The sequence below is a fragment of the Paraburkholderia sp. EG286A genome (assembly GCF_040965375.1).
Classification (GTDB): Bacteria; Pseudomonadota; Gammaproteobacteria; order Burkholderiales; family Burkholderiaceae; genus Paraburkholderia.
The window spans coordinates 512789-534155 of sequence record NZ_JBFRCB010000001.1 but is presented as its reverse complement, the minus strand read 5'-3'; the positions used below and the strand labels follow the sequence as shown (position 1 = coordinate 534155).

12 protein-coding genes are annotated in these 21367 nt (G+C 66.9%); 6 read left to right on the top strand and 6 right to left on the bottom strand.

The genetic code is table 11. From position 1 onward, the window contains the following. The first annotated feature begins 15 nt into the window (after window positions 1-15). Complete coding sequence (locus tag AB4Y35_RS02430) at window positions 16-1527, top strand: efflux transporter outer membrane subunit (RefSeq protein ID WP_368703193.1); 1512 nt, start codon at window positions 16-18, stop codon at window positions 1525-1527. A gap of 119 nt (window positions 1528-1646) precedes the next feature. Beyond that, on the top strand, window positions 1647-3122 hold the full coding sequence (locus AB4Y35_RS02425) for an amidase (RefSeq protein WP_368703192.1): 1476 nt from the start codon (window positions 1647-1649) through the stop codon (window positions 3120-3122). Window positions 3123-3184: 62 nt separating this feature from the next. Here AB4Y35_RS02425 and AB4Y35_RS02420 read toward each other — a convergent pair whose 3' ends face one another. The 4 genes from AB4Y35_RS02420 to AB4Y35_RS02405 all read right to left on the bottom strand — a co-directional run bounded on the left by AB4Y35_RS02420 (window position 3185) and on the right by AB4Y35_RS02405 (window position 7654). Continuing rightward, the gene (locus AB4Y35_RS02420; RefSeq protein ID WP_368689259.1) at window positions 3185-4024 is read right to left on the bottom strand and encodes an ABC transporter permease; all 840 of its coding nucleotides are present in this window, start codon (window positions 4022-4024) and stop codon (window positions 3185-3187) included. Between the two features lie 13 nt (window positions 4025-4037). After that, window positions 4038-5315, bottom strand: a complete 1278-nt coding sequence (locus AB4Y35_RS02415) for an ABC transporter permease (protein ID WP_368689344.1) — start codon at window positions 5313-5315, stop codon at window positions 4038-4040. 76 nt (window positions 5316-5391) lie between these two features. Then, entirely contained in the window at window positions 5392-6417 is a 1026-nt protein-coding gene (locus AB4Y35_RS02410) for an ABC transporter substrate-binding protein (RefSeq protein WP_368689343.1), read from the bottom strand. A 145-nt stretch (window positions 6418-6562) separates the two neighbouring features. Then, the gene (locus AB4Y35_RS02405) at window positions 6563-7654 is read right to left on the bottom strand and encodes an ABC transporter ATP-binding protein (RefSeq protein WP_368703191.1); all 1092 of its coding nucleotides are present in this window, start codon (window positions 7652-7654) and stop codon (window positions 6563-6565) included. A gap of 162 nt (window positions 7655-7816) precedes the next feature. Between AB4Y35_RS02405 and AB4Y35_RS02400 the strand changes: the two genes are divergently transcribed. Continuing rightward, on the top strand, window positions 7817-9364 hold the full coding sequence (locus AB4Y35_RS02400) for a PLP-dependent aminotransferase family protein (RefSeq protein ID WP_368703190.1): 1548 nt from the start codon (window positions 7817-7819) through the stop codon (window positions 9362-9364). 39 nt (window positions 9365-9403) lie between these two features. Here the strand turns inward: AB4Y35_RS02400 and AB4Y35_RS02395 are convergent, their stop codons facing one another. Both AB4Y35_RS02395 and AB4Y35_RS02390 read right to left on the bottom strand, forming a co-directional pair. Then, window positions 9404-13198, bottom strand: coding sequence for a DUF748 domain-containing protein (locus AB4Y35_RS02395; protein WP_368703189.1), 3795 nt, complete (start codon window positions 13196-13198; stop codon window positions 9404-9406). 330 nt (window positions 13199-13528) lie between these two features. Beyond that, window positions 13529-14983, bottom strand: coding sequence for a DUF1254 domain-containing protein (locus AB4Y35_RS02390; protein WP_368703188.1), 1455 nt, complete (start codon window positions 14981-14983; stop codon window positions 13529-13531). 305 nt (window positions 14984-15288) lie between these two features. Here AB4Y35_RS02390 and AB4Y35_RS02385 point away from each other — a divergent pair, with 305 nt between their 5' ends. From AB4Y35_RS02385 to AB4Y35_RS02375, 3 genes are all read left to right on the top strand, one after another. Continuing rightward, entirely contained in the window at window positions 15289-17760 is a 2472-nt protein-coding gene (locus AB4Y35_RS02385; protein ID WP_368703187.1) for a heavy metal translocating P-type ATPase, read from the top strand. A gap of 267 nt (window positions 17761-18027) precedes the next feature. Then, entirely contained in the window at window positions 18028-20034 is a 2007-nt protein-coding gene (locus AB4Y35_RS02380; RefSeq protein ID WP_368703186.1) for a Cache 3/Cache 2 fusion domain-containing protein, read from the top strand. Window positions 20035-20243: 209 nt separating this feature from the next. Beyond that, window positions 20244-21365 (top strand): acyltransferase family protein, encoded by a 1122-nt coding sequence (locus AB4Y35_RS02375; protein WP_368703185.1) that lies wholly within the window; start codon window positions 20244-20246, stop codon window positions 21363-21365. Window positions 21366-21367: the final 2 nt, after the last annotated feature.

Genomic DNA, 21367 nt, shown 5'->3' with positions numbered 1-21367 from the left:
GCGAGGCACACGACCATGACGCGCGACGCCGCCTTTGCCTTCCTGCTTGTGCTCATGCTCGCGGGCTGCACCCTGGGCCCCGATTTCCACCCGCCCGCCGCACCCGATGCCACGGGCTGGACGCGCGAGCCCGTGCCGGCTTCCACCGCCAGCGCCACCGGCCCCGGCGGCGGCGCGCAGACCTTCACGGCTGCGGAACACGCTCCAAACGATTGGTGGACGCAATTTGGCAGCGCGCAGTTGAACGAACTCGTCGATCAGGCCTTGCGCGCGAGCCCCACGCTCGACTCGGCGCGCGCGAAACTCGTGGAAGCGCGCGAAAACTACAACGCGCAGGCAGGCGCGACGAACTATCCCGCCGTCGATCTGAAACTCTCCGGTACGCGCCAGAAGGTCGATCTCGCCGCTTTCGGCATCACGCAAGTGCCGAACCCGCCGCCGTTTACGCTTTACAACGCTTCGGTCAGCGTCTCGTACGTATTCGACCTGTTCGGCGCGAACCGTCGTGCGCTGGAATCCACGCTCGCACAGGTCGATTATCAGGCATACGAAATGGAGGCCGCGCGACTCTCGGTGGCCGCCAACGTGGTGTCCACCGCCATCCGCCGCGCGTCGCTGCAACGCCAGATCGACCTCACCACGCAACTCGCGCAGACGCAGGCGCGCCAGCTCGCGATCATGCAGGCGCGCTACGCGGCCGGCGGTGTGGCGCAGATCGACCTGCGTAGCCAGCGCACCCTGCTCGCGCAGACGCGCGCCTCGCTGCCGCCGCTCGAAACGCAGCGCGCGGCTGCGGAGCATCAGCTTGCCACCCTGCTGGGCGTTGCGCCAGCGCAGTTCGCCGCGCCGCTCGACGCCCTTTCTCTCGATACACTGCATCTGCCCGATACGGTTTCGCTCACGGTGCCTTCCACACTGGCCCGCGAACGTCCCGACATACGCGCCGCCGAGGCGCTGCTGCACCAGGCCGGCGCCAACGTGGGCGTGGCGACGGCGAATCTCTATCCGCAGATCTCGCTGTCGGCGAGTATTGGCTCGGAGCGCACGCGTATCGAGGACGTCATCAGCGGGCTGAACATCTGGAACGTGGGACTCGGCCTCACGCAGCCGCTGTTTCATGGCGGCGAATTGCGCGCGAAGAAACGCGCGTCAGAAGCCGCCTATGAGGCCGCCTTCGCCGACTATCGACAGACGGTCCTGCAGGCGCTGCAGCAGGTCGCCGACTCGCTCCAGGCGCTCCAGAACGATGCGACCGAGCTGCAGGCGCGCGACGACGCCGCTCGCGAGGCGCAGGCCAACGCGGCGATCGCACAAACGCGCTACAACGCAGGCGGCGTGAGCGAGTTTTCGCTGATCGATGCGCAACGCCAGGCACTCCAGACCATGCTCGACCGCTCGCGCGCTCATGCGGACCGCCTAACCGACACCGCGGCACTCTATCAAGCCCTCGGCGGCGCCCCGCTCCCAGGCGCCGCACCGCCAGCGCAAGGCAACGACCCATCGGCGCCCGCCGCGGCCGTCCGGTAACCTGGCCGCCCCACGCGGCAACCATCAACCCGCGGCGGCAACCATTCGTTTCCTTTCGCTTGCGCCGCGCCTGCGCGACAATGACCCTCCCCTGCTCCATCCGCAAACGAGAGACACGTATGAACCAGGCATCGCTATCCCGCGCAAGACTGTCCCCCAACGATCTCGTCACGGCCGACGCCCTTGCGCTTTCGGAATGGATACGCCTGCGCAAGGTGTCCTGCCGCGAAGTGATGACGGCGTTTCTCGACCATACCGAGCGCGTGAATACGCCGGCCAACGCAATCGTCTCGCTGCGCGAGCGCGCCACGCTGCTCGCCGAGGCGGACGTTCGCGACGCCCAGATCGCGCGAGGCGAGTACCTTGGCTGGATGCACGGCATGCCGCAAGCGCCGAAGGATCTCACGGCCACGGCCGGCATCCCGTACACACAAGGCTCGCCGCTGTTCCGCAACGAAGTGCCCGCGGCAGATTCCCTGATGGCCGCGCGCATGCGCGCACAGGGCGCGATTTTCATCGGCAAGACGAACACGCCGGAATTCGGCCTCGGCTCGAACACCTACAACACGGTCTTCGGCGCCACGCTCAACGCTTACGACCCCACGCGCAGCGCGGGCGGCAGCAGCGGCGGCACGGCCGTGGCGCTCGCACTGCGCATGCTGCCCGTGGCGGACGGCAGCGACATGATGGGGTCGCTGCGCAATCCCGCGGGCTGGAACAACGTGTTTGGTTTCCGTCCGTCGCAAGGCCGCGTGCCCTCCGTGCCTGCGCACGAACTGTTCTTCCACCAGCTCGGCTATGCGGGACCGATGGCCCGCACTGTCCCCGACCTCGCGATGCTGCTTGCCACCCAGGCGGGCTACGACGCGCGTGCGCCGCTGTCCATTGCCGAAGATCCCGCGCAGTTCGCGGGTCCGCTCGAGCGCGACTTTAGTTGCGCGCGCATCGGTTGGCTAGGCGATTACGACGGCTATCTGCCCATGGAAGACGGCGTGCTCGCACTCTGCGAAACGGCGCTCAAGGACTTCGAATCCATCGGCTGCAAGGTCGAAGCCGCGCGCCCCGACTTCGCCATGGAGCGCGTGTGGCAAACGTGGCTCACGCTGCGCCATTTCTCTTGCGCGGGCACGCTCGGCGCGCTCTATCGCGACCCGGAAAAGCGCGCGCTGCTCAAGCCGGAAGCCCAATGGGAAGTGGAAGGCGGCCTGAAACTCTCGGGCGAAGACGTGTGGAACGCCTCGGTCACGCGCAGCCAGTGGTACAACGCGCTGCTCGCACTGTTCGAGCGTTACGACTACCTCGTGCTGCCCAGCGCCCAACTCTTCCCGTTCGACGCGAACGAGCACTGGCCGAAGTCGATCGCGGGCCGCACGATGGATACCTATCACCGCTGGATGGAAGTCGTGATCGGCGGCAGTCTCGCGGGGCTGCCCGTCATCGGCGTGCCGGCGGGCTTCAGTGCGCAAGGCCTGCCGATGGGGCTGCAGGTGATCGGCAAGCCGCACGCGGATCTCTCCGTGCTGCAACTCGCCCACGCGTACGATCAGGCCACGCAGTGGGTCAAGCGGCGCGTGCCGGCGCTGCTGCAGGCGTAACGCGCAAAAGCAAAAAGGCAGCGCCGCGGCGCTGCCTTTTTTTGCATCGACAGCTCACACCCTCACGCCTTCACCGCACGCGCCGCGTTCCTGCCGCGCAGCCATTCGAGCGCGAGCAGCAGACACGTGGAGAACACGATCAGGATCGTGGCGAGCGCGGCGATCGTCGGGCTGATGTTCTCGCGGATGCCCGTGAACATCTGGCGCGGCAAGGTGGTCTGGTCGGCGCCCGCGAGGAACAGCGTCACGACGACTTCGTCGAACGACGTGGCGAACGCGAACAGCGCGCCCGAGATCACGCCCGGCGCGATGACGGGCAGCGTGATGCGGAAGAACGTCGTGACCGGATTCGCCCCGAGCGAAAGACTCGCACGCACGAGATTATGGTTGAAGCCCTGCAGCGTGGCTGCCACCGTGGTCACGACGAACGGCACGCCCAGCGACGCGTGCGCGAGAATCAGGCCGAGATACGTATTGGCGAGGCCGAGCGGCGCGAAGAACAGGTACATGCCCACGCCCACCACCACCACGGGCACGATCATCGGCGAAATGAGGACCGCCATGAGCACCGCCTTGCCGCGAAAATCGGCCTTGGTGATGCCAATGGCAGCGAGCGTGCCGAGTACGGTCGCCACGACCGTGGCGGCGGGGCCAACGATGAAGCTGTTTTTCGCGGCCATGCGCCATTCGTCGGACATCACGAGGTTCTCGTACCAGCGCAGCGACCAGCCCGGAATCGGATACACAAGGAACGTGCTCGACGAAAACGACAGCGGCACGATCGCGAGCACGGGCAGGATCAGATACAGCAGCGTGAGCACGACGAGCGCGCGCAGCGCGAAGTACCACACGCGTTCGACGGCCGACGTATGCGGCGCAAACAGCGGCTTGGCAAATTTCATGATCGCGCCTCCCTCAGCCAAGGCTCAGTTGCGTGCGCGTGAAGCGCCCGTAGACGAAATAGAGCAACGTGGTCGCCACCAGCAGCAGCGCGCCGAGCGCACAGGCCATGCCCCAGTTGATCGACACGTTGGTGAAGTACGCCACGTAGTAGCTGACCATCTGGTCGCCCGGGCCGCCGAGCAGCGCCGGCGTGATGTAATAGCCGATCGAGAGGATGAACACGAGCAGCACGCCCGCGCCCACGCCGGGGTACGTCTGCGGCACGTACACGCGCCAGAAGGCCGCGAACGGATGGCTGCCGAGCGACACGGCCGCGCGCTGGTAAGTGGGCGGAATCGACTTCATCACGCTGTACAGCGGCAGCACCATGAACGGCAGCAGGATGTGCGTCATCGAGATATAGACACCCACGCGGTTGAACAGCAGCGCGAGCGGATGCGAGATGAGGCCCGAGCCCATCAGCGCCTTGTTGACGAGGCCCTCGCCCTGCAAGATCACGATCCACGCCGCCACGCGCACGAGGATCGACGTCCAGAACGGAATCAGCACGAGGATCATCACGAGATTCGCGCGGCGCTCGGAGAGCGTCGAGATCCAGTAAGCGAGCGGGTAGCCGAGCAGCAGCGCGAACACCGTCACGAACACGCTGATGACGAAGGTGCGCGCGAACACGTCGAGATAGATCTGCTGCTCGGGATCGGCGGCCACGATGCGGCCGAACGCATCCTGACGATGATCGAGCGAGGCGAGCAGATAGAACGGCGAGATGCGCGAGCTGTTCTTCGCAATGGCTTGCCAGTAGGTCACGTCGCCCCAGCGGTCGTCGAGCTCGACGATCCTGGCGCGCGTTTGCGCGGGCGTCAGCGTGAGCGGCTTGCCGTCGTCGTCGGCGAGCGGCATGGCGCGCGCGGTCTTCGCGACCAGCGAGCGGAAGCCCGCGATTTCGACGTTCAGGCGCCGCGCCAGTGCGCCCATCGCATCACCTTCCTTTACGACGGTGAGGTCCTGCGCAAGCGCAGCGTAAGCCGCGTCGGGCGGCGCGCTCTTGCGGTCCCAGCCGCGCAGCGCCGTGATGGTATGCGGCAGCGCTGTCGCCACTTCGGGGTTCTGCACCGCGCGCGTGAGCAGCGCCGCGATCGGCACCACGAAAATCAGCAGCAGAAAGATCGCCAGCGGCGCGATCAGCATGAGCGCCATCGTGCGCTTCTTCGCTTGCGCCACGCGCAGTTCGCGCTTCAGCCGCGCGGTCTCCTCGCGTGCCGCGCCGGCAACGTTGGTCACGGTCGTCATCGTAGTCACACCTGGTCTCCCCCTGCCATGCTACAAAACGCTCCGGCGCTCGCACGCCGGAGCGTCTAACCCACCCTTACTTCGCGGCCCACGAGGAGAAACGCTGCTCCAGTTCGTCGCCGTGGTCGGTCCAGAACGTGAGGTTCTCCTGGATGGCGTCCTTGCCGTTGGCCGGCGAATTCGGCAGGTTGGCGAGCGTCTTCGCATCGAGCGCCTTGATCGCGTTCGCGTTCACCGGGCCATACGCGATGTGCTGGGCGTACTCCTGCTGCGGTTTCGGCGAAAGCGTGTAGGCGATGTACTGCTCGGCCAGCGCCTTGTTCGGCGCGCCCTTCGGGATCGCCCAGTAGTCGAGGTCGTAGATGCTGCCGGTCCACACTACCTTGAGGTTCTTGCCTTCGCGCTGCGCGGCGTCGATACGGCCGTTGTACGCCGTGGACATCACCACGTCGCCCGCGACCAGGAACTGCGGCGGCTGCGCGCCGGCTTCCCACCACTGGATGTTCGGCTTCAGTTCATCGAGCTTCTTGAAAGCGCGGTCCTGACCGGCCTTCGTCGAGAGCACCTTGTAGACGTCCTGCGGCGCCACGCCGTCGGCCATCAGGGCGAATTCCATGTTGTACCGTGCGCCCTTGCGCATACCGCGCTTGCCCGGGAATTTCTTCACGTCCCAGAAGTCGGCCCAGTTCGTGGGCGCGGTCTTGAGCTTGTCGGCGTTATAGGCAAGCGCCGTGGACCACACGAAGAAGCCTGCGCCGCAGGGCTGCTGTGCCGCCTTCATGAAATCGCCCTTGTTGCCGAGCTTGGCCCAGTCGAGCTTCTCGTAGAGGCCTTCATCGCAGCCCCGCGCGATGTCGCCGGTCTCGACTTCCACCACGTCCCAGTCCACGTGCTTCGCATCGACCATGGCCTTCACCTTGGCCTGCTCGCCGTTGTACTCGACAGCGGTGATCTTGTTGCCCGTCTGCGACTGGAACGGCTCGTTGAACGCCGCCTTCTGCGCATTGCCATTGGCGCCGCCAAAGTTCACGACGGTCAGCTCCGCGGCATTCGCCACGCCGAACGAGAGTGCGAGCGCGGCCGCGACCGCTGCAACGCGCATGTTGCCGATCTGCTTCATGGTTGAGTCCCTTCTCCTTGGTGGTTTGTCTTGCCGGGCCCTTCGATGCGAGAAACGTGGCCCGATCGTCGAGACGCCTGCTTCGCGAGGCAACGGCGCGCGAGATTGCGCGCCGCGCCCGCACGCCTCAAGCGAACACGCGCAAATGCTCAGGCGCGAATTCAAGTGCGACCGGCTGGCCGGGCGCGAAGCCGTCGAGCGCCTCGGTGCCGAGCGGCACCTTCACGAAGCACTCGTCCTGCTGGGGCAGGCCACAGCGCATGCGCACGTGGTCGCCGAAATAGATCAGGCCGCGCGCTTCGCCCGCCAGCGCGTTCGCACCGTTGCCCTTCGAACCGTTCGCGAGCTTCATGCGCTCGGGGCGAATGCAGGCGATGGCTGAGGCGCCTGCCTGCGCACCCGCCACATTGCGGCCCTTGAGGCGCGTGCCGTCGGCGAGATGCATTTCGCAGTACTCGCCATCCACGGCGGCAATGGTGCCGCGCAGCCGGTTGCTGTCGCCGATGAAGTTCGCGACGAACTCGTTGCACGGCGACTCGTAGAGCCGGTCCACGCTGTCGAGCTGCTGCACGATGCCCTTGTCGAACACGGCGACGCGGTCCGACATCGTGAGCGCCTCGCCCTGATCGTGCGTGACATAGACGAACGTGACGCCGAGCTTTTCGTGCAGCGACTTCAGTTCGTACTGCATATGTTCGCGCAACTGCTTGTCGAGCGCGCCGAGCGGCTCGTCCATGAGCACGAGCTTGGGCTGGAACACGAGCGCGCGGGCGAGCGCGATGCGCTGCTGCTGGCCGCCCGAGAGCTGCGCGGGATAGCGCTTCGCGAAGCCTTCCATGCGCACCATCTTGAGCGCGTCGTTCACGCGCTGGGCGCGCTCGGCAGTGGGCACCTTGCGCACGCCGAGCGGGTAAGCGACATTCTGCTCGACCGTGAGATGCGGAAAGAGCGCGTAGTTCTGGAACACCATGCCGATGTCGCGTTTGTGCGGCGGCACGTTGTTGAGCAGCTTGCCTTCGAGGCGGATTTCGCCGCCGGTGGGAAACTCGAAGCCGGCGAGCATCATCAGGCAGGTGGTCTTGCCCGAGCCGGACGGCCCGAGCAGCGTCAGAAACTCACCTTGATAGATATCAAGGTCAAGTTGTTTGACGACCAGCGTTTCGCCGTCGTAGGTCTTGCGTACGCCGCGAAAGCTGACGATCACATCCGAGGTCTTCATTCGCCCTGTCTCCTTTGCTTGCTCTTTTCCCGGTCCGCCCGCCCCATCTGACGCGATTAAATAAATCCTGTCGCGGGCATTAACCGGAACTGACGTGCGAATTACTATAGATGGTCCCGGCTCTATTCAATGGAGCCATTTCATTATTCCTGATGGAACCACTTGGCCATGGTCATCCTGTCCGAATGGCTCGCGGCGCAACTCGACAAGGAGAGCGCCGAACCCGCGTATCGTCAGCTATTACAGCTCATGCAGCAGGCCATCCTGACGGGGCGGCTCGCGCCCGGCACCAAGCTGCCCAGTTCGCGCATCCTCGCGGTCGACCTCGGCGTGGCCCGCAACACCGTGCTGCACGTCTACGACCAGTTGAGCGCGGAAGGCTACGTGATTTCGACCACGGGCAGCGGCACGTATGTCGCCGACACGCGCCCCGACTCGGCCGCCGTCAGTACGCCCACGAGCAAGCCCTCGCCGGCGGGCGACCCCGCCGACGAGGACGAGGACGACGCGAGCGGCGCCTCCCCGCGCGGCGACATGTCGATGCGCGGCCAACGGCTCATCGACGAGGCGGGCGTGTCCGCCAGGCAGTGGGGCGCCTTCATGCCGGGCGTGCCCGACGTGGCCGAGTTTCCGGCGCGCACGTGGAGCCGCCTGCAGGCCCGGCTGTGGAAGTCGGCCAATCATGGTTTGCTTACCTACGCGCCCGGCGGCGGCTACCGTCCGCTGCGGCGCGCGCTTTCGGACTACCTGCGCGTGGCACGCTCGGTGCGCTGCACGCCGGACCAGATCATCATCACTACGGGTATTCACCAATCCATCGATCTCGCCGTGAGGCTGCTCGCCGACCACGGCGACACGGCGTGGGTCGAAGAACCGTGCTACTGGGGCGCGCGCAGTGTGTTGCAGTCATCGGGATTGAAGCTCGCACCGATTCCCGTCGACGACGAAGGGCTCAATCCGCGTGAGCAGGACCTGCGCGACCCGCCGCGCATCGCGCTCGTCACGCCGTCGCATCAATACCCGCTCGGCATGGTGATGAGCCTCGCGCGCCGCCGCACGCTGCTCGAATACGCGCGCCAGCACAAGGTGTGGATCATCGAGGACGACTACGACAGCGAGTTCCGCTACGGCAGCCGGCCGCTCGCCTCGCTGCAGGGTCTCGACGAATCGGACCGCGTGATCTACGTGGGCAGCCTCGGCAAGCTGCTGTTTCCGGGCCTGCGCATCGGCTACATGGTCGTGCCCGAGCGGCTCGCCGCCACGTTCCGCACGGGCGTGGCGGAACTGTATCGCGAAGGCCAGCTCATGCAGCAGGCCGTGCTCGCCGAATTCATCATGGATGGCTATCTCACTTCGCACGTGCGCCGCATGCGCACGCTCTATGGCGAGCGGCGCCAGCTGCTGATCGACGCAGTGACGCGCCACTTTGGCGATGCGCTGCCGGTCATGGGCGACGAAGCGGGCCTGCACTTCGTGCTCGGCCTGCCCGACCATGCCGACGATCGCGCCATCGCAGCGGCCGCCTACGACGCGGGCGTGATCGTGCGCCCGCTTGCGGCCTACTACAGCGTGCGCCAGGACCGCAAAGGATTGCTAACGGGTTACGCGTGTGTGCCTCACGAGGAAATCGCGCCGGCCTTTGCGACGCTCGCGCAGGTCATCGAGGAGCACGCGTTTGCGAACCCGAAAAAGCTGCGGCGCGCCGGTTAGACCGAAACGCGCCGCTGCATCGAATCAGAAAACCACCGCTTATTTGAGCCCGAAATCCACCCGCGTCGTCGCGCCCTTGTCGTCGATGCCCTTGGCGTCGAGCTTCGGCGCCACGATGAACACGCGGCTCGGATCGACCTTGCCTTCGAAGTACTGCTGCACCGCCTGCGCGCGGTCCTGAGCGAGGTTGCGCAAGGTGGCGTCGTCAACGGGTGCGTGGTCGGCCAGCGCCTGCTTCATGTCGTCCACGGGCAGCGTCTTCGTGAAGCCGATCATGTTGTGCGGCTTCTTGAAGTCCGCATCCTTGTAGACCTTGGTGAGGTACTTCTCGTACTCCTTGTCGTCCACCTTGACTTGCGAGGTATCCACGCTCTCACCGTTGCCCACCGTGTCTTTCACCTTCTGAAGCCGCACGAGGCGATCCACGTACCGCTCGCGCAGCGCGGGCGTGTCCACGGCCGGATCGACGCGGCCGATCAGATCGATCTTGATCGAAGGCTTGTCGTCGAGCGCCTTGACGATCGTGTCGAGCTTCTTCTGGTCGGCCTCGGTCAGCGTTGCCGTGCCGGCCGCGAATTCGACATAGCCCAGGTCTTCGCCGCCGCCTCCGAACGCGTTGGCGAGCAGCGTGAACGGCGCGGTCACCGCCTTCGCGATGAGGTTGAGCACCGCCTTCCAGATCAGGCCGCCCAGACTGAACTCGGGGTTCGAGAGCGAGCCCGACACCGGAATGTTCACGTCGATCTCGCCCTTGCGGTTCTTGAGCAGCGAGATCGCGAGCCGCACAGGCAGCTTGGTGGCCGTATCGTTGTCGATGTGATCGCCGAACGTGAGCTGGTCGATGAAGATATGGTTGTTCGCCGTGAGTTCGTCGTTCGCGAGCTGGTAATGCAGATCGACGTTGAGCTTGCCCTTCGTGATCGGATAGCCCGCGTACTTCGCCGAATACGGCGTGAGGTTCGTGAGCTCGATATCGTGCGCGCTCGCCGTGAGGTCGAGCGACGGCTTCTCGATGAGCGGGTTCACCGTGCCCTTGATCGAGAGCGGACCGTTCGCCGCGAGCTTCGCGGAGACATCCACGGGCGCGGGCGTGGTCGACTGCGTGCCGAACGCGCCGACCGTGCCGTGGATCTGCACGAGATCGGCGGTGTAGTTCGGCTTGATGAAGTTGTCGGTGTAGTTCACGCGGCCGTCCTGCAGCACGAGTTCGCCGAAGTGCAGGCGCACCGGGTTCTTCGGCGGCTGCGCGGCCACGACGGTTGCCGGCGCGGAAGCCGGCGCCGGTGCGGAAGCCGTCTGCACCGGCGCGCTCGCCGCCTGCGGCGTGAGCGGCACCGGCTCGCGCGCGCCTGGCTTGCCGCTCGCGTCCTGCGTGAGCGACTGCGCCGCGCCGGTTTGATGCGCAACCACGTCCTTGAGATTGAGCTTGCCTTGCGCGTCGAGCAGCACGCGGCCATAGAAGCCGGCGAAGGTCACGCGGCTCGCGTCCACGTCGGTGCCGCGCGCGTCGTCGTAGTTCGCCTTCAGGTTCGTGAGCGCGAGCGAGCGCCAGCCCGCGAATGGGCCCGACGTGGCCTTGTCGAGCATACGCACGTCCACGAGCGCCGCGTCGCCGCGATAGTTCGCCTTGAGCGCCTTGCCCTGCTCAACCGTTAGCTGCCCGTTCATGTTGAGCAGCGCGCTCGCAACCACCGCATTGAGCTGATTGCCGAAGTAAGGCTCGAACGCGGCGGCGTCGAGCCGGTTCGCGTCGATCTTCAACTGCGCCGTGAGCGGCGTCGGGTTGATCTTGCCGCTCAGCGCGAGTGTGCCCTTACGGTTGACGGTCGCCTTCAGGTCGATCGGCAGCGGGTGCCGCAGGTCGTCGCTGATCTGCTGGATCTTCAGGTCGAGCGGCGTGATGGCGAGCTTCACCGGGCGCGGCGTCGAGCTGTCCGTGACGTTGATCGTGCCGTTGTTCAGCGTGAAAGTGTCGATCGTGTAGCGCCAGGCCGGCCCCTCCTGCACCGACTTCTGCGCCGCGCGAATCGCCGTGCGCTCGGGCACCGCCTGCTGCGTGGAGGCGAGTTGCGCCAGGTCCACCTTGCCGTCCTTCTGGCGCTCGGCGTTCACGACGAGGCCGGTCACGTCCACCGAAGCGATCTGCGCCTTGCGCGCGTTGAGGTCGATGCCGGTCACCTGCACGGTGCCCCGGTCGAGCGCGATGGCAGGCGCCTTCGCGCCGCGCGCCGCGAGCTTCAGCGATTCGAGGCCCAGCGTGCTCTGGCCGACCTGCACGACGGCAGGCTGCTGCGCCCAGTCAGCCTTGAGCGTGGACGTGAGATTGAGCCTGCCGTCCAGAATCTGCGCGCTGCTCAGGTTGTCGATATACGGCTGCGCCCGCGGCAAACTCAAGCGCTCGAGCGCGATGTTGGCGTCGGCGTTCTTGCCCGCGAGGCTCACCGTGCCCGACGCCTTGATCGTGCCGCCGTCGTTCGCGTTGGTCGCAAACGTGAACGGCGCGCCCGCCTTGGCGGTCGTCGAGAAGTTGGTCAGCGTGGTGGAAAGCTGCGTGAGTTCGACGTTCACCGGCCGCGCGGGCAGATCGTCAGCAATGTGCACGGTGCCGTTCGTGAGCGCGAGCTGGCGGATCGAGACATCGAGCGGCGCGGGCTTCGCTTGCTCGGGCGCCGCCTGCGCGCTCTGGGCAGCCGAGGCGCCCGAGGCCGGCGCGGCGCTCGCGGCCTTGCCCGCGGCCTCGTTTGCGGCCGGCGCGTTGTGTGCGGCCGGCGCGCCCATCAGCTTCTCGACGCTCAGCACGCCTTGCTTGTCGCGCGCGACCCACACGGTGGGCGCGTCGAGATGGATGTCATCGAAACGATAGACGTTGCTGAACGGTTCGAGCGAGGCCGCCGCCACGTGCAGGCTGCGCGCGCCGAAGAACGGCGCGTTGGCGTTGTCGGTCGAGTCGAAGTCGTTCAGGTCGGTCGTGCCCGTCACACGCAGCGTGGGCTTTTCGCCCGACATCACGAAATCGAGCTTGAGGTTGGTCGAGAGCTTGCCGCTCTTCACCGTGACGGGCAGCTTCGTCGGCGCGTAGGTGAGCAGCTTCGGCACGTCGAGGTCAGTCAGGCGCAGCTCCACTTCCGACTCGCGCGTCGCGGAAAAGGGCTTGGTCCTGCCGTCGATGGCGAGCGTGCTCGCCCCGTCGATGCGCGCACGCAGCATCGGCTGAACGAAGATATCGGTCTTGGAAGGCAGCGTGGCGATGAACGGAATGCCGAGCGACCAGCGGTCGATCACGTGCTTTTCGTTGAGCAGGCGATCGTCGAAGGTGATCTGGCCGTTCTCGATGCGGATGTTTGAAACCGAAAATTGCGTGGGCTTGCTGCTGGGTTTCGAGGGCGTCGAGAACTTCTCGATGAGGTCCGAGAAGTTGAAATGCTGCGCGTCGAGCCGCACGATCGTGGCGCGCGGCGAGTCGAGCCGCAGTTCGTCGACGATGGGCGCCGCGCGAAAGATCGACGACCACGACGCCTGCACGACGGCGCGCGAGACATCGAAGAAGTCGCCATTGCCGCCGCGCTCGCCGATATGCACGCGGTCCGCTTCGAGACGCAGCGTGTACGGATTGAGCGCGATGCGGCCGATCGTGACGGGCCGGTCGAGCTGCTTGCTCAACTGCTGCTCGGCAACGTGGCGAATGATCGGCGGCGCGGCAAAGAAGCCGACCAGACCGAACACAATCAGAAAGACGAGGACGCCCGTGAGGATGCGCCGGGTGCGGGGCGCACGCGCGACCGCGCGCACCGATTGCAAGGAGGAGTTGAGCGACGCTTTGTTGAGGCTTGCCATGCTTGCTTGCGGATGAGGCGGCAACAGGCCCGCCGCGGGATGTGGGTCTGATGTCGGAAATCCGGGGATGCCGACAGCCGGAAGTATAGGTCCGATAGAAGATCGGACGGCGGGAAAACGCCGCCCGCGGCGCAGGTATTGCGCAACAAGAAGTAACAGCGCAAAGACGATGGCCCGGCGAATGCGTGGAGTCCGTCGCGCGTGTTGCGCGATGCATGAAAACGCGGGTGGAGAAGCCGGGCGTGGCGCGCTCGAGCGGGCTTATGCGGCGCAAAAAAAGCGTTGACGGGACAGCGCCCCGCCAACGCTTCGTTCAGCCCGGTTCAGCCATTACTGCCGCTCGACGGCGGGCGGCTGCCAGCTGCCATCGGTCGCCTGCGGCTTGGCGGCGTAGAGACGCATCACGAGGCGGAAGTCGCCATGCGGCGCCGGCACCCAGTTCGCGCCGCCGCGCGGCCGCTCGGCGCCCACGTGCACGTCGAGCGAGCCGTCGCGATTGCGCCGTGCGCCGCTGCGGTCGCCGAACGCGACGCGCACGGGCGCGTCGGCATCGAGCGCGCCGTCGGTCGTATAGGCCGTGATCGACCAGAAGCCGCGCACCGGCGGCAACTGCTTCGCCGTGAAGTGGATCGTGTAGCGGTTCGCGCCGTTGAGCGCATGACCGTCGCTGTCCTGGCTCACGCGGGCGCGCACTTCGTCGCGGGTCGTCGGCAGACCCGGCGACGTGTACGCCGCGTAGGCGCGCAGCGAGTAGTCGGGGCCGTAGTTGCCCGCGTCGTCGCCCACCCAGAGCCAGCCGTTGCCCGCCAGCAGGTTGGGCGGCGGCGTCGCGGCGCGCGTGCGCCCATCGGCGAGACCGGCCTTGACGACCGCGGCGTCCTTCGCGCCCGCGGGCAGCTGCGCCGGGTCGCCCGGGTGTACGCCGATGTCGCCGAGAATCTTGAGCGCGTGCGCGTCGTCCGCCGTGGGCGGGTTGTCTTCCAGCGCCAGGGCGAGCCGGTCGAAGAAACCGTGCGCGTCGAGCGCCGCGACCTGGGCGGACGGCGTGCCCGGCGCCGCCGGATCGCCGCTCTGCGTGGCGCCGCTCGGCTCGTTGCCGCGGCCGCCGCGTGCGCCGGCCTTGCCGCGCGCGCTGCGCTCGTCCCAGCCGGACAGCGCCGTGACCTGGAGGCCGTGCTGCAGCCGCCGTACGGCCGCGAGGTCGGCGCCGCCGCGCGTCTGGATGCGCGCGAGGAACCACACGTAGCGCGTCGACACGTCGACGCGCTTCACGCGCGCGGGCAGCGTGCCCTTCCAGCCGGCCGGAACAAATGCAATCGTTTGCGCTTTCAGACCGCTGACACGCTCGCCGGTCTGCGCGGCGGCTGTCGACCAGACGACGTTCGTCCACATGTCGAGCGCGCGTGCGTCCATGTAGCGGCCATGCGTGTCGGGCAGCGTGACGAGCACCGGCTCGCTCGAAACGTCGAGCCAGCCGCTGGAAGTCAGCGTGTCGAGATTGGGTTCGGGCGGGCTCGAAGCCCCGACTGGCGGCAGCGACTGCGCGTGGCGCAGCGTGTTCGGCGCGGCCTGGCCGGGCCCGCTGCCAGTGGCGGCTTCGCGCGCCACGTCCATCAGCACGAGCGGATAGCCAAACACATAGGAGTCGGAGACTTCGTCCTTCATCCAGCCGTTGCTCTTCGGCGCAACGTCGCCCGGCGCCGAGGCGCATCCGGCAATCAGGGCAAGGCAGGCAAGCGCAGAGCAGCTACGGTACGTAGAGAATGCTCGATGTATTGTTGTCATTTGTTGGTTGTATTCGGTGCGGGCGGTCCATGAAGTGACGTCGACCGGCTGGCCACTCCGCGCGCGGGCCCCCCCAGGGCCGTAGTCTGCGCGCGGCAAGGCGCCAATGCCGCCGGTTGGTATCGTATCGCTCGCGCATGGGCCTGAAAAGACTGTGGCGTGGAATATTGCCTTACAGGCGGAGAGCTTGCGCTCAGGACTTCCCTCTGAAACGAAAGGGGCGTAGTGTCGCGCCCCTTGACCTTCCCATGATGGGAACGTAGATACTGCGTAACATCGATGACAGCCAGTGCTCGCACCCCATCATGAATGAACCCCTCGTTGCAGAACGCACCGATACCGCCGTGGCCGAACTCGAAGTCCACGGCATGACGTGCGCCTCGTGCGCCATGCGCGTCGAGAAAGCGCTTGCAAAGGTCCCGGGCGTCACGCGCGCCTCGGTCAACCTCGCCACGGAAAAGGCCACCGTCGAGGCCAGCGGCGCCGTCGCGCCCGCCGCGCTCGTCGCCGCCGTCGAAAAGGCCGGCTATGAAGCCGTGCCTGTCGCCACGGAAGCCGCCACGCTCGCCATCGGCGGGATGACTTGCGCGTCGTGCGCGAACCGCGTCGAGAAGGCGCTCGCGCGCGTGCCCGGCGTGGCCGGCGTGAGCGTCAACCTCGCCACCGAGCAGGCCACCGTGAACACGCGCTCGCCGCTCACGGGCGAATTGCAGGACCTGCTCGTCGCCGCCGTCAAGAAAGCCGGCTACGAAGCCACGCCGCTCGCCGCCGACGAAGACGCCGCCACCCCGGCGAAAAGCGCTGCCGCCGGCGACGAGGCGCGCCGCGAATGGCGCGCCGTGCTGATTTCGGCCGTGCTCACGGCCCCGCTCATGCTGCCGATGTTCGGCCACTGGCTCGGCCTCGACTGGATGCTGCCCGCCGCGGCACAGCTGGCGCTCGCGAGCGTCGTGCAGTTCGTGTTCGGCGCGCGCTTCTACCGCGCCGCGTGGAAGGCCGTGCGCGCCGGCGCCGGCAACATGGATCTGCTGGTCGCGCTCGGCACTTCGGCCGCGTACGGCGTGAGCGTCTATGCGATGCTCGCGCACCCCGGCGACATGGCGCACCTGTATTTCGAGGCTTCGGCCGTGGTCATCACGCTGGTGCGCTTCGGCAAGTGGCTCGAAGCGCGCGCGAAGCGCCAGACCACCGACGCGATCCGCGCCCTCAATGCGCTGCGGCCCGATCGCGCGCGCATCCGTGTCGATGGCGCAAATGGCGCCAACGCAGAGGAGCGCGAAGTTCCGCTCGCTCAGGTTCGCGTCGGCACCGTGGTGGTCGTGCGCCCCGGCGAGCGCCTGCCTGTGGACGGCGTCGTGCTCGAAGGGCGCAGCCACATCGACGAATCGCTCATCACGGGCGAAAGCCTGCCGGTGCCGAAAGCGCCCGACGATCCCGTCACGGCCGGCTCGATCAACGGCGAAGGCGCGATCGCCGTGCGCACGACGGCTATCGGCGCGGAAACCACGCTCGCGCGCATCATTCGTCTCGTCGAAAGCGCGCAAGCCGAAAAAGCGCCGATCCAGCGTCTCGTCGACCGCGTGAGCGCCGTGTTCGTCCCCGCGATTCTCGTGATCGCCGCCATCACGCTGGGCGGCTGGCTGTTCGCGGGCGCGAGCGCCGAAACGGCGATCCTCAACGCCGTGGCGGTGCTCGTGATCGCCTGCCCGTGCGCGCTCGGCCTCGCCACGCCTGCCGCGATCATGGCCGGGACCGGCGTGGCCGCGCGCCACGGCGTACTCATCAAGGACGCCGAAGCATTGGAGACCGCCCACAACGTGAGCGTGGTCGCCTTCGACAAGACCGGCACGCTCACGCTCGGCCAGCCCTCGCTCACCGCGTTCGAAGCGGCCGAGGGCCTCGAGCGCGGCGAGGCGCTCGCGCTCGCCGCCGCCGTGCAGCGGCACAGCGATCATCCGCTCGCGAAGGCCGTGGTGCAGGCGTATGAAGCGCAGGCCCAGGCGCCGGGCGCCCTCGCCGTCGCCGTTCATGCGCGTGCGGTGCCCGGGCGCGGCGTGGAGGCCGAAGTGAACGGCCGGCGCCTCGCCATCGGCAGCGGCCGCTGGCTCGACGAACTGGCGCTCCCCGTACCGCCCGCGCTCGCTGCCCGCGCGCGTTCGCTCGAAGAGGCGGGCAATACGGTGTCGTGGCTATTCGAGCCGCACGGCGGCGTGCTCGCCCTGCTCGCTTTCGGCGACACCGTGAAGCCCACGGCGCGCGACGCCATCGCGAGCCTCGAGGCGATGGGCATCCGCAGCGTGCTGGTGACCGGCGACAACGCGGGCAGCGCGGCGGCCGTGGCCGCGCAGCTCGGCATCGGCGAAGTCCACGCGCAGGTGCTGCCCGACGACAAGGCGCGCACGATCCGCGACCTCAAGATCAGGAGCGGCGGCATCGTCGCGATGGCCGGCGACGGCATCAACGACGCGCCGGCGCTCGCCGCCGCCGACATCGGCATCGCCATGGCCACGGGCACCGATGTCGCCATGCACGCGGCCGGTATCACGCTGATGCGCGGCGACCCCGCGCTCGTCGCCGCCGCAATCGATATCTCGCGGCGCACCTGGCGCAAGATCCAGCAGAACCTGTTCTGGGCGTTCTTCTACAACCTGATCGGCATTCCGCTCGCCGCCTTCGGCCTGCTCAACCCCATGCTCGCGGGCGCGGCCATGGCGTTTTCCAGCGTGAGCGTCGTGACCAACGCGCTCTTGCTCAGAACGTGGCGGGCCCGCCGTTAACGCAGAAATTCACGGCGCGACGTATCGCGTTGAATATAACGAAAGGGCGCTTCATGCGCCCTTTTCCTTGTGCCGACGTTATTTTGGGATCCGAAATATCCCACAGTCTGCACACCGAAATGGCATGACCGATCGGTAATCTTTACGTAACTGTAAGGTTTTTCAGTCCTACCCCTAAAGGATCGCTCGCGCGCGCCGTAATGCGTCATGCCAGCGCCTCGAAGGCGCAGGTTCCTTTCTTACCCGCTCTATTCCGGAACCGAATTCATGCTTTCACGCTTATCAAGCCGCGCGAGCGTCGGCGTGCGTCTCGCCTTGCTATCGTGCGTGCTCGTCGCAGCCATATTTGCCGCGTTCACGTGGGCGATCACGCATTCGGCGGCGACACAGGTCGGCCACCAGGTGCGCATGCGCATTGCCGAAAAGGACCAGACGGTCGCCTCCTCGATCTCGCTCATCAATGGCGCGCTCGAGGCCGAAGTCGACCGCGCCATGCAGCTCTTCGAGAGCTTCCTGCCCGGCACGTTCACGCTCGACCCCACGCAGACGGTCGACATTGGCGGCAAGGCCACGCCGGTCTTCAAGTCCGGCGACCACGTGCTGAACCTGGACTTCACGATCCCCGACCAGTTTCTCGCGCGCAGCGGCGAAATCGCCACCGTTTTCGCGCGCAGCGGCGACGACTTCGTACGCGTGACCACCTCGCTCAAGAAGCAGGACGGCTCGCGCGCGATCGGCACGCTGCTCGACCGCAAGGGCCCCGCGTATGGCCCGGTGATGGCCAACCGCACCTTTACCGGCCTCGCCCAGTTGTTCGGCAAGCAGTACATCACGCAGTACAAGCCGATTCTCGACGCGAGCGGCCACGTGATCGGCGCGCTGTTCGTCGGCGTGGATGTGGGCGCGCAGATCGACGCGCTCAAGAGCGAAATCGCCAAGCTCAAGATCGGCGAGAGCGGCTATTACTTCGTGATGGATGCTTCGAACGGCCCAACGCGCGGCACCTTCCTCGTCCATCCGAGCGCCGTCGGCAAACACTATGACGACGCCGACGCCCCCTGGTCGCGCATGCTCGAAGCGCGCGAAGGCACGCTCGACTACACCTCGGCCGACTCGACGCGCGGCGAGAGCGACGCGCGCGCGAAGTTCGTCTCGTTCGTGAGCGTGCCGCAGTGGCAATGGCTCGTGGGCGGCGTCGCCGTGCGCGACGAGATCATGGCCGACGTGAACGCCACGCGCGACCGCTTCGCGGCCATCGGCCTCGTGCTGGTCGCGCTGTTCGCGGCGCTGTCGATCTACGCGGCGCGCCGCCTCGTGAGCCGGCCGCTCGACGCCGCCGCGCAAGCCGCCGGCCAGCTCGCCGCGGGCGACCTCACGGTGCGCATCGGCAACGACAGCCGCAACGGCATCGGACATGGCAACGCAGCAAACGCGCAAGGCACGGCGGGCGCTGACGAGATCGGCCGCCTCACGCGCGCCATCGACGGCATCGGCGTGGGCCTCGCGCAGATCGTCGCGCAGGTGCGCAGCGCCACGGCGCAGATGAGCGAGGACACCTCACGCATCGCGCAGGGCAGCGGCGAGATCGCTTCGCGCATCGCGAGCCAGGCGAGCAGCCTGGAGGAAACGGCGGCGAGCATGGAGGAACTCACCTCGACCGTGCAGCAGAACGCCGATCACGCGACGCGCGCCAACACCGTGGTGACGAGCGCAGCCGAAGCCGCGCTCGACGGCGGGCGTGCCGTGAGCCGCGTCGTGGAAACGATGAACGACATCAGCCGCTCATCGCAGAAGATCGCCGAGATCACGGGCGTGATCGACGGCATCGCGTTCCAGACCAACATCCTCGCGCTCAACGCGGCCGTGGAAGCGGCGCGTGCGGGCGAGCACGGCAAGGGCTTCGCGGTGGTCGCGAGCGAAGTGCGCGCGCTCGCGCAACGCAGCGCGGCGGCCGCGAAGGAAATCTCCGCGCTGATCACCGAATCGTCGTCGACAGTCGAGACGGGCTACCGCATTGCCGGCGAAGCGAGCACGACCATGCGCGGCATCGTCTCGCGCGTGGATGAAGTGCGCTCGATCATCGGCGAGATCAGCGTGGCCTCGCGCGAGCAGTCGGGCGGCATCGAGCAGGTCAATATCGCGGTTTCGCAGATCGGCGCGGCGACGCAACAGAACGCCGTGCTCGTGGGCGACGCCGAGCGCGCCGCCGCCGCGCTCAACGATCATGCGGCAGCGCTCGCCGAACTCGTTTCCGTGTTCAAGGTGCGCGAGTAACGCACGCGTATGCTTCGGCGCGGTCTGTAACGCGGCTCAACGCGTTCAACCGCGCTCGAATGCATATCTGACCCCAGCGCGCGCCGCAGCGGCGGAAATCGTCGAGCCCGGTTTCCGCCGGATATGCTCGATAGCGAACACACCCCCATCCCCCAGGGCAGATACCCTTGCGAGCACAAGCGATAAGAAAATCGCAAGGGGAACGAGTCATGCAGGGTACCCAGCCGGGTTCGAGATACGCCACGCTAGATGGCCTGCGCGGCGCTGCTGCGCTGCTTGTCGTCTTCGTACACTTTCCCATGTTGTGCCACGTGCGTGCCATCGGGCACGGCTATCTGGCGGTCGATCTCTTTTTCGTCATGAGCGGCTTTGTCATTGGGAATGCTTACGATTGCAAGCTCGCTTCGGGCGCCTTGAGCTGCCGTCAATACACCCAGCTGCGACTGGTTCGCCTGTATCCGCTTTACTGCGCCGGCCTCACGCTCGGTATCGTCGCCATGGGGCTGCGTCTGCCCGTATCGGACTGGAGCGAGATCGCTTCGGCGCTGCCGGCAAGCTTGCTGATGCTGCCGTCACACGTCGGCATGCCAACGTTCTATCCCTGGCCGACGGTCTGGAATTTTATTTACCCGCTCGACTTTCCGGCCTGGTCTCTGTTCTTCGAATTGGTGGCGAGCATTGCCTACGGCGTGTTCTTTCGCGATCTGACGACGCGCACGCTCGTCACTATCATGTGCGTGTCCGGCCTCTGTCTCGTGTACCTGGCCTGCACGTCCTCCATCGGCGGCGGCGTTGCCTGGGACACGTTCGATTCGGGCTTCGCCCGCCTTGGCTACGCCTTTCCCGCCGGCTTGCTGCTCTATCGATTCGGCCGCCCCGCGCGCGAGCGCAGACATCTTGCGGCGATCGCGGTCATCGTGCTGGTGATCGCACTGCTCTGCATGCCCTGGCCAGCAGCGCATCAAAACGCGATCGACTTGTTTCTCTCGCTGGTGGTCCTTCCCGGAATCGTCTGGGTGGCGTCCCGCGTGGAGCCGCCGGCGCGCCTGCTGCCGCTTTTCGCCTTTTCCGGCCTCGTTTCCTACGGCATCTATGTTCTTCACGTGCCGCTCGGATTCATCGTGCAGGACCTCGTGTCACGCATTCACACACTGAGCCATCCGTCTCGGGTCATCGCCGCGGTGTTCGTGCCGGGCGTCGTGCTGCTTGCGTGGGCCGCCGATCGCTACTACGACGCGCCCGTGCGCCGTGCCCTGCTCGCCCACCTGCGCGCCCGGCACGCGGCGCGCCCTGTCGCTACCGGCACGGCAGAAGCGCGCGCGACTCGCTGAGC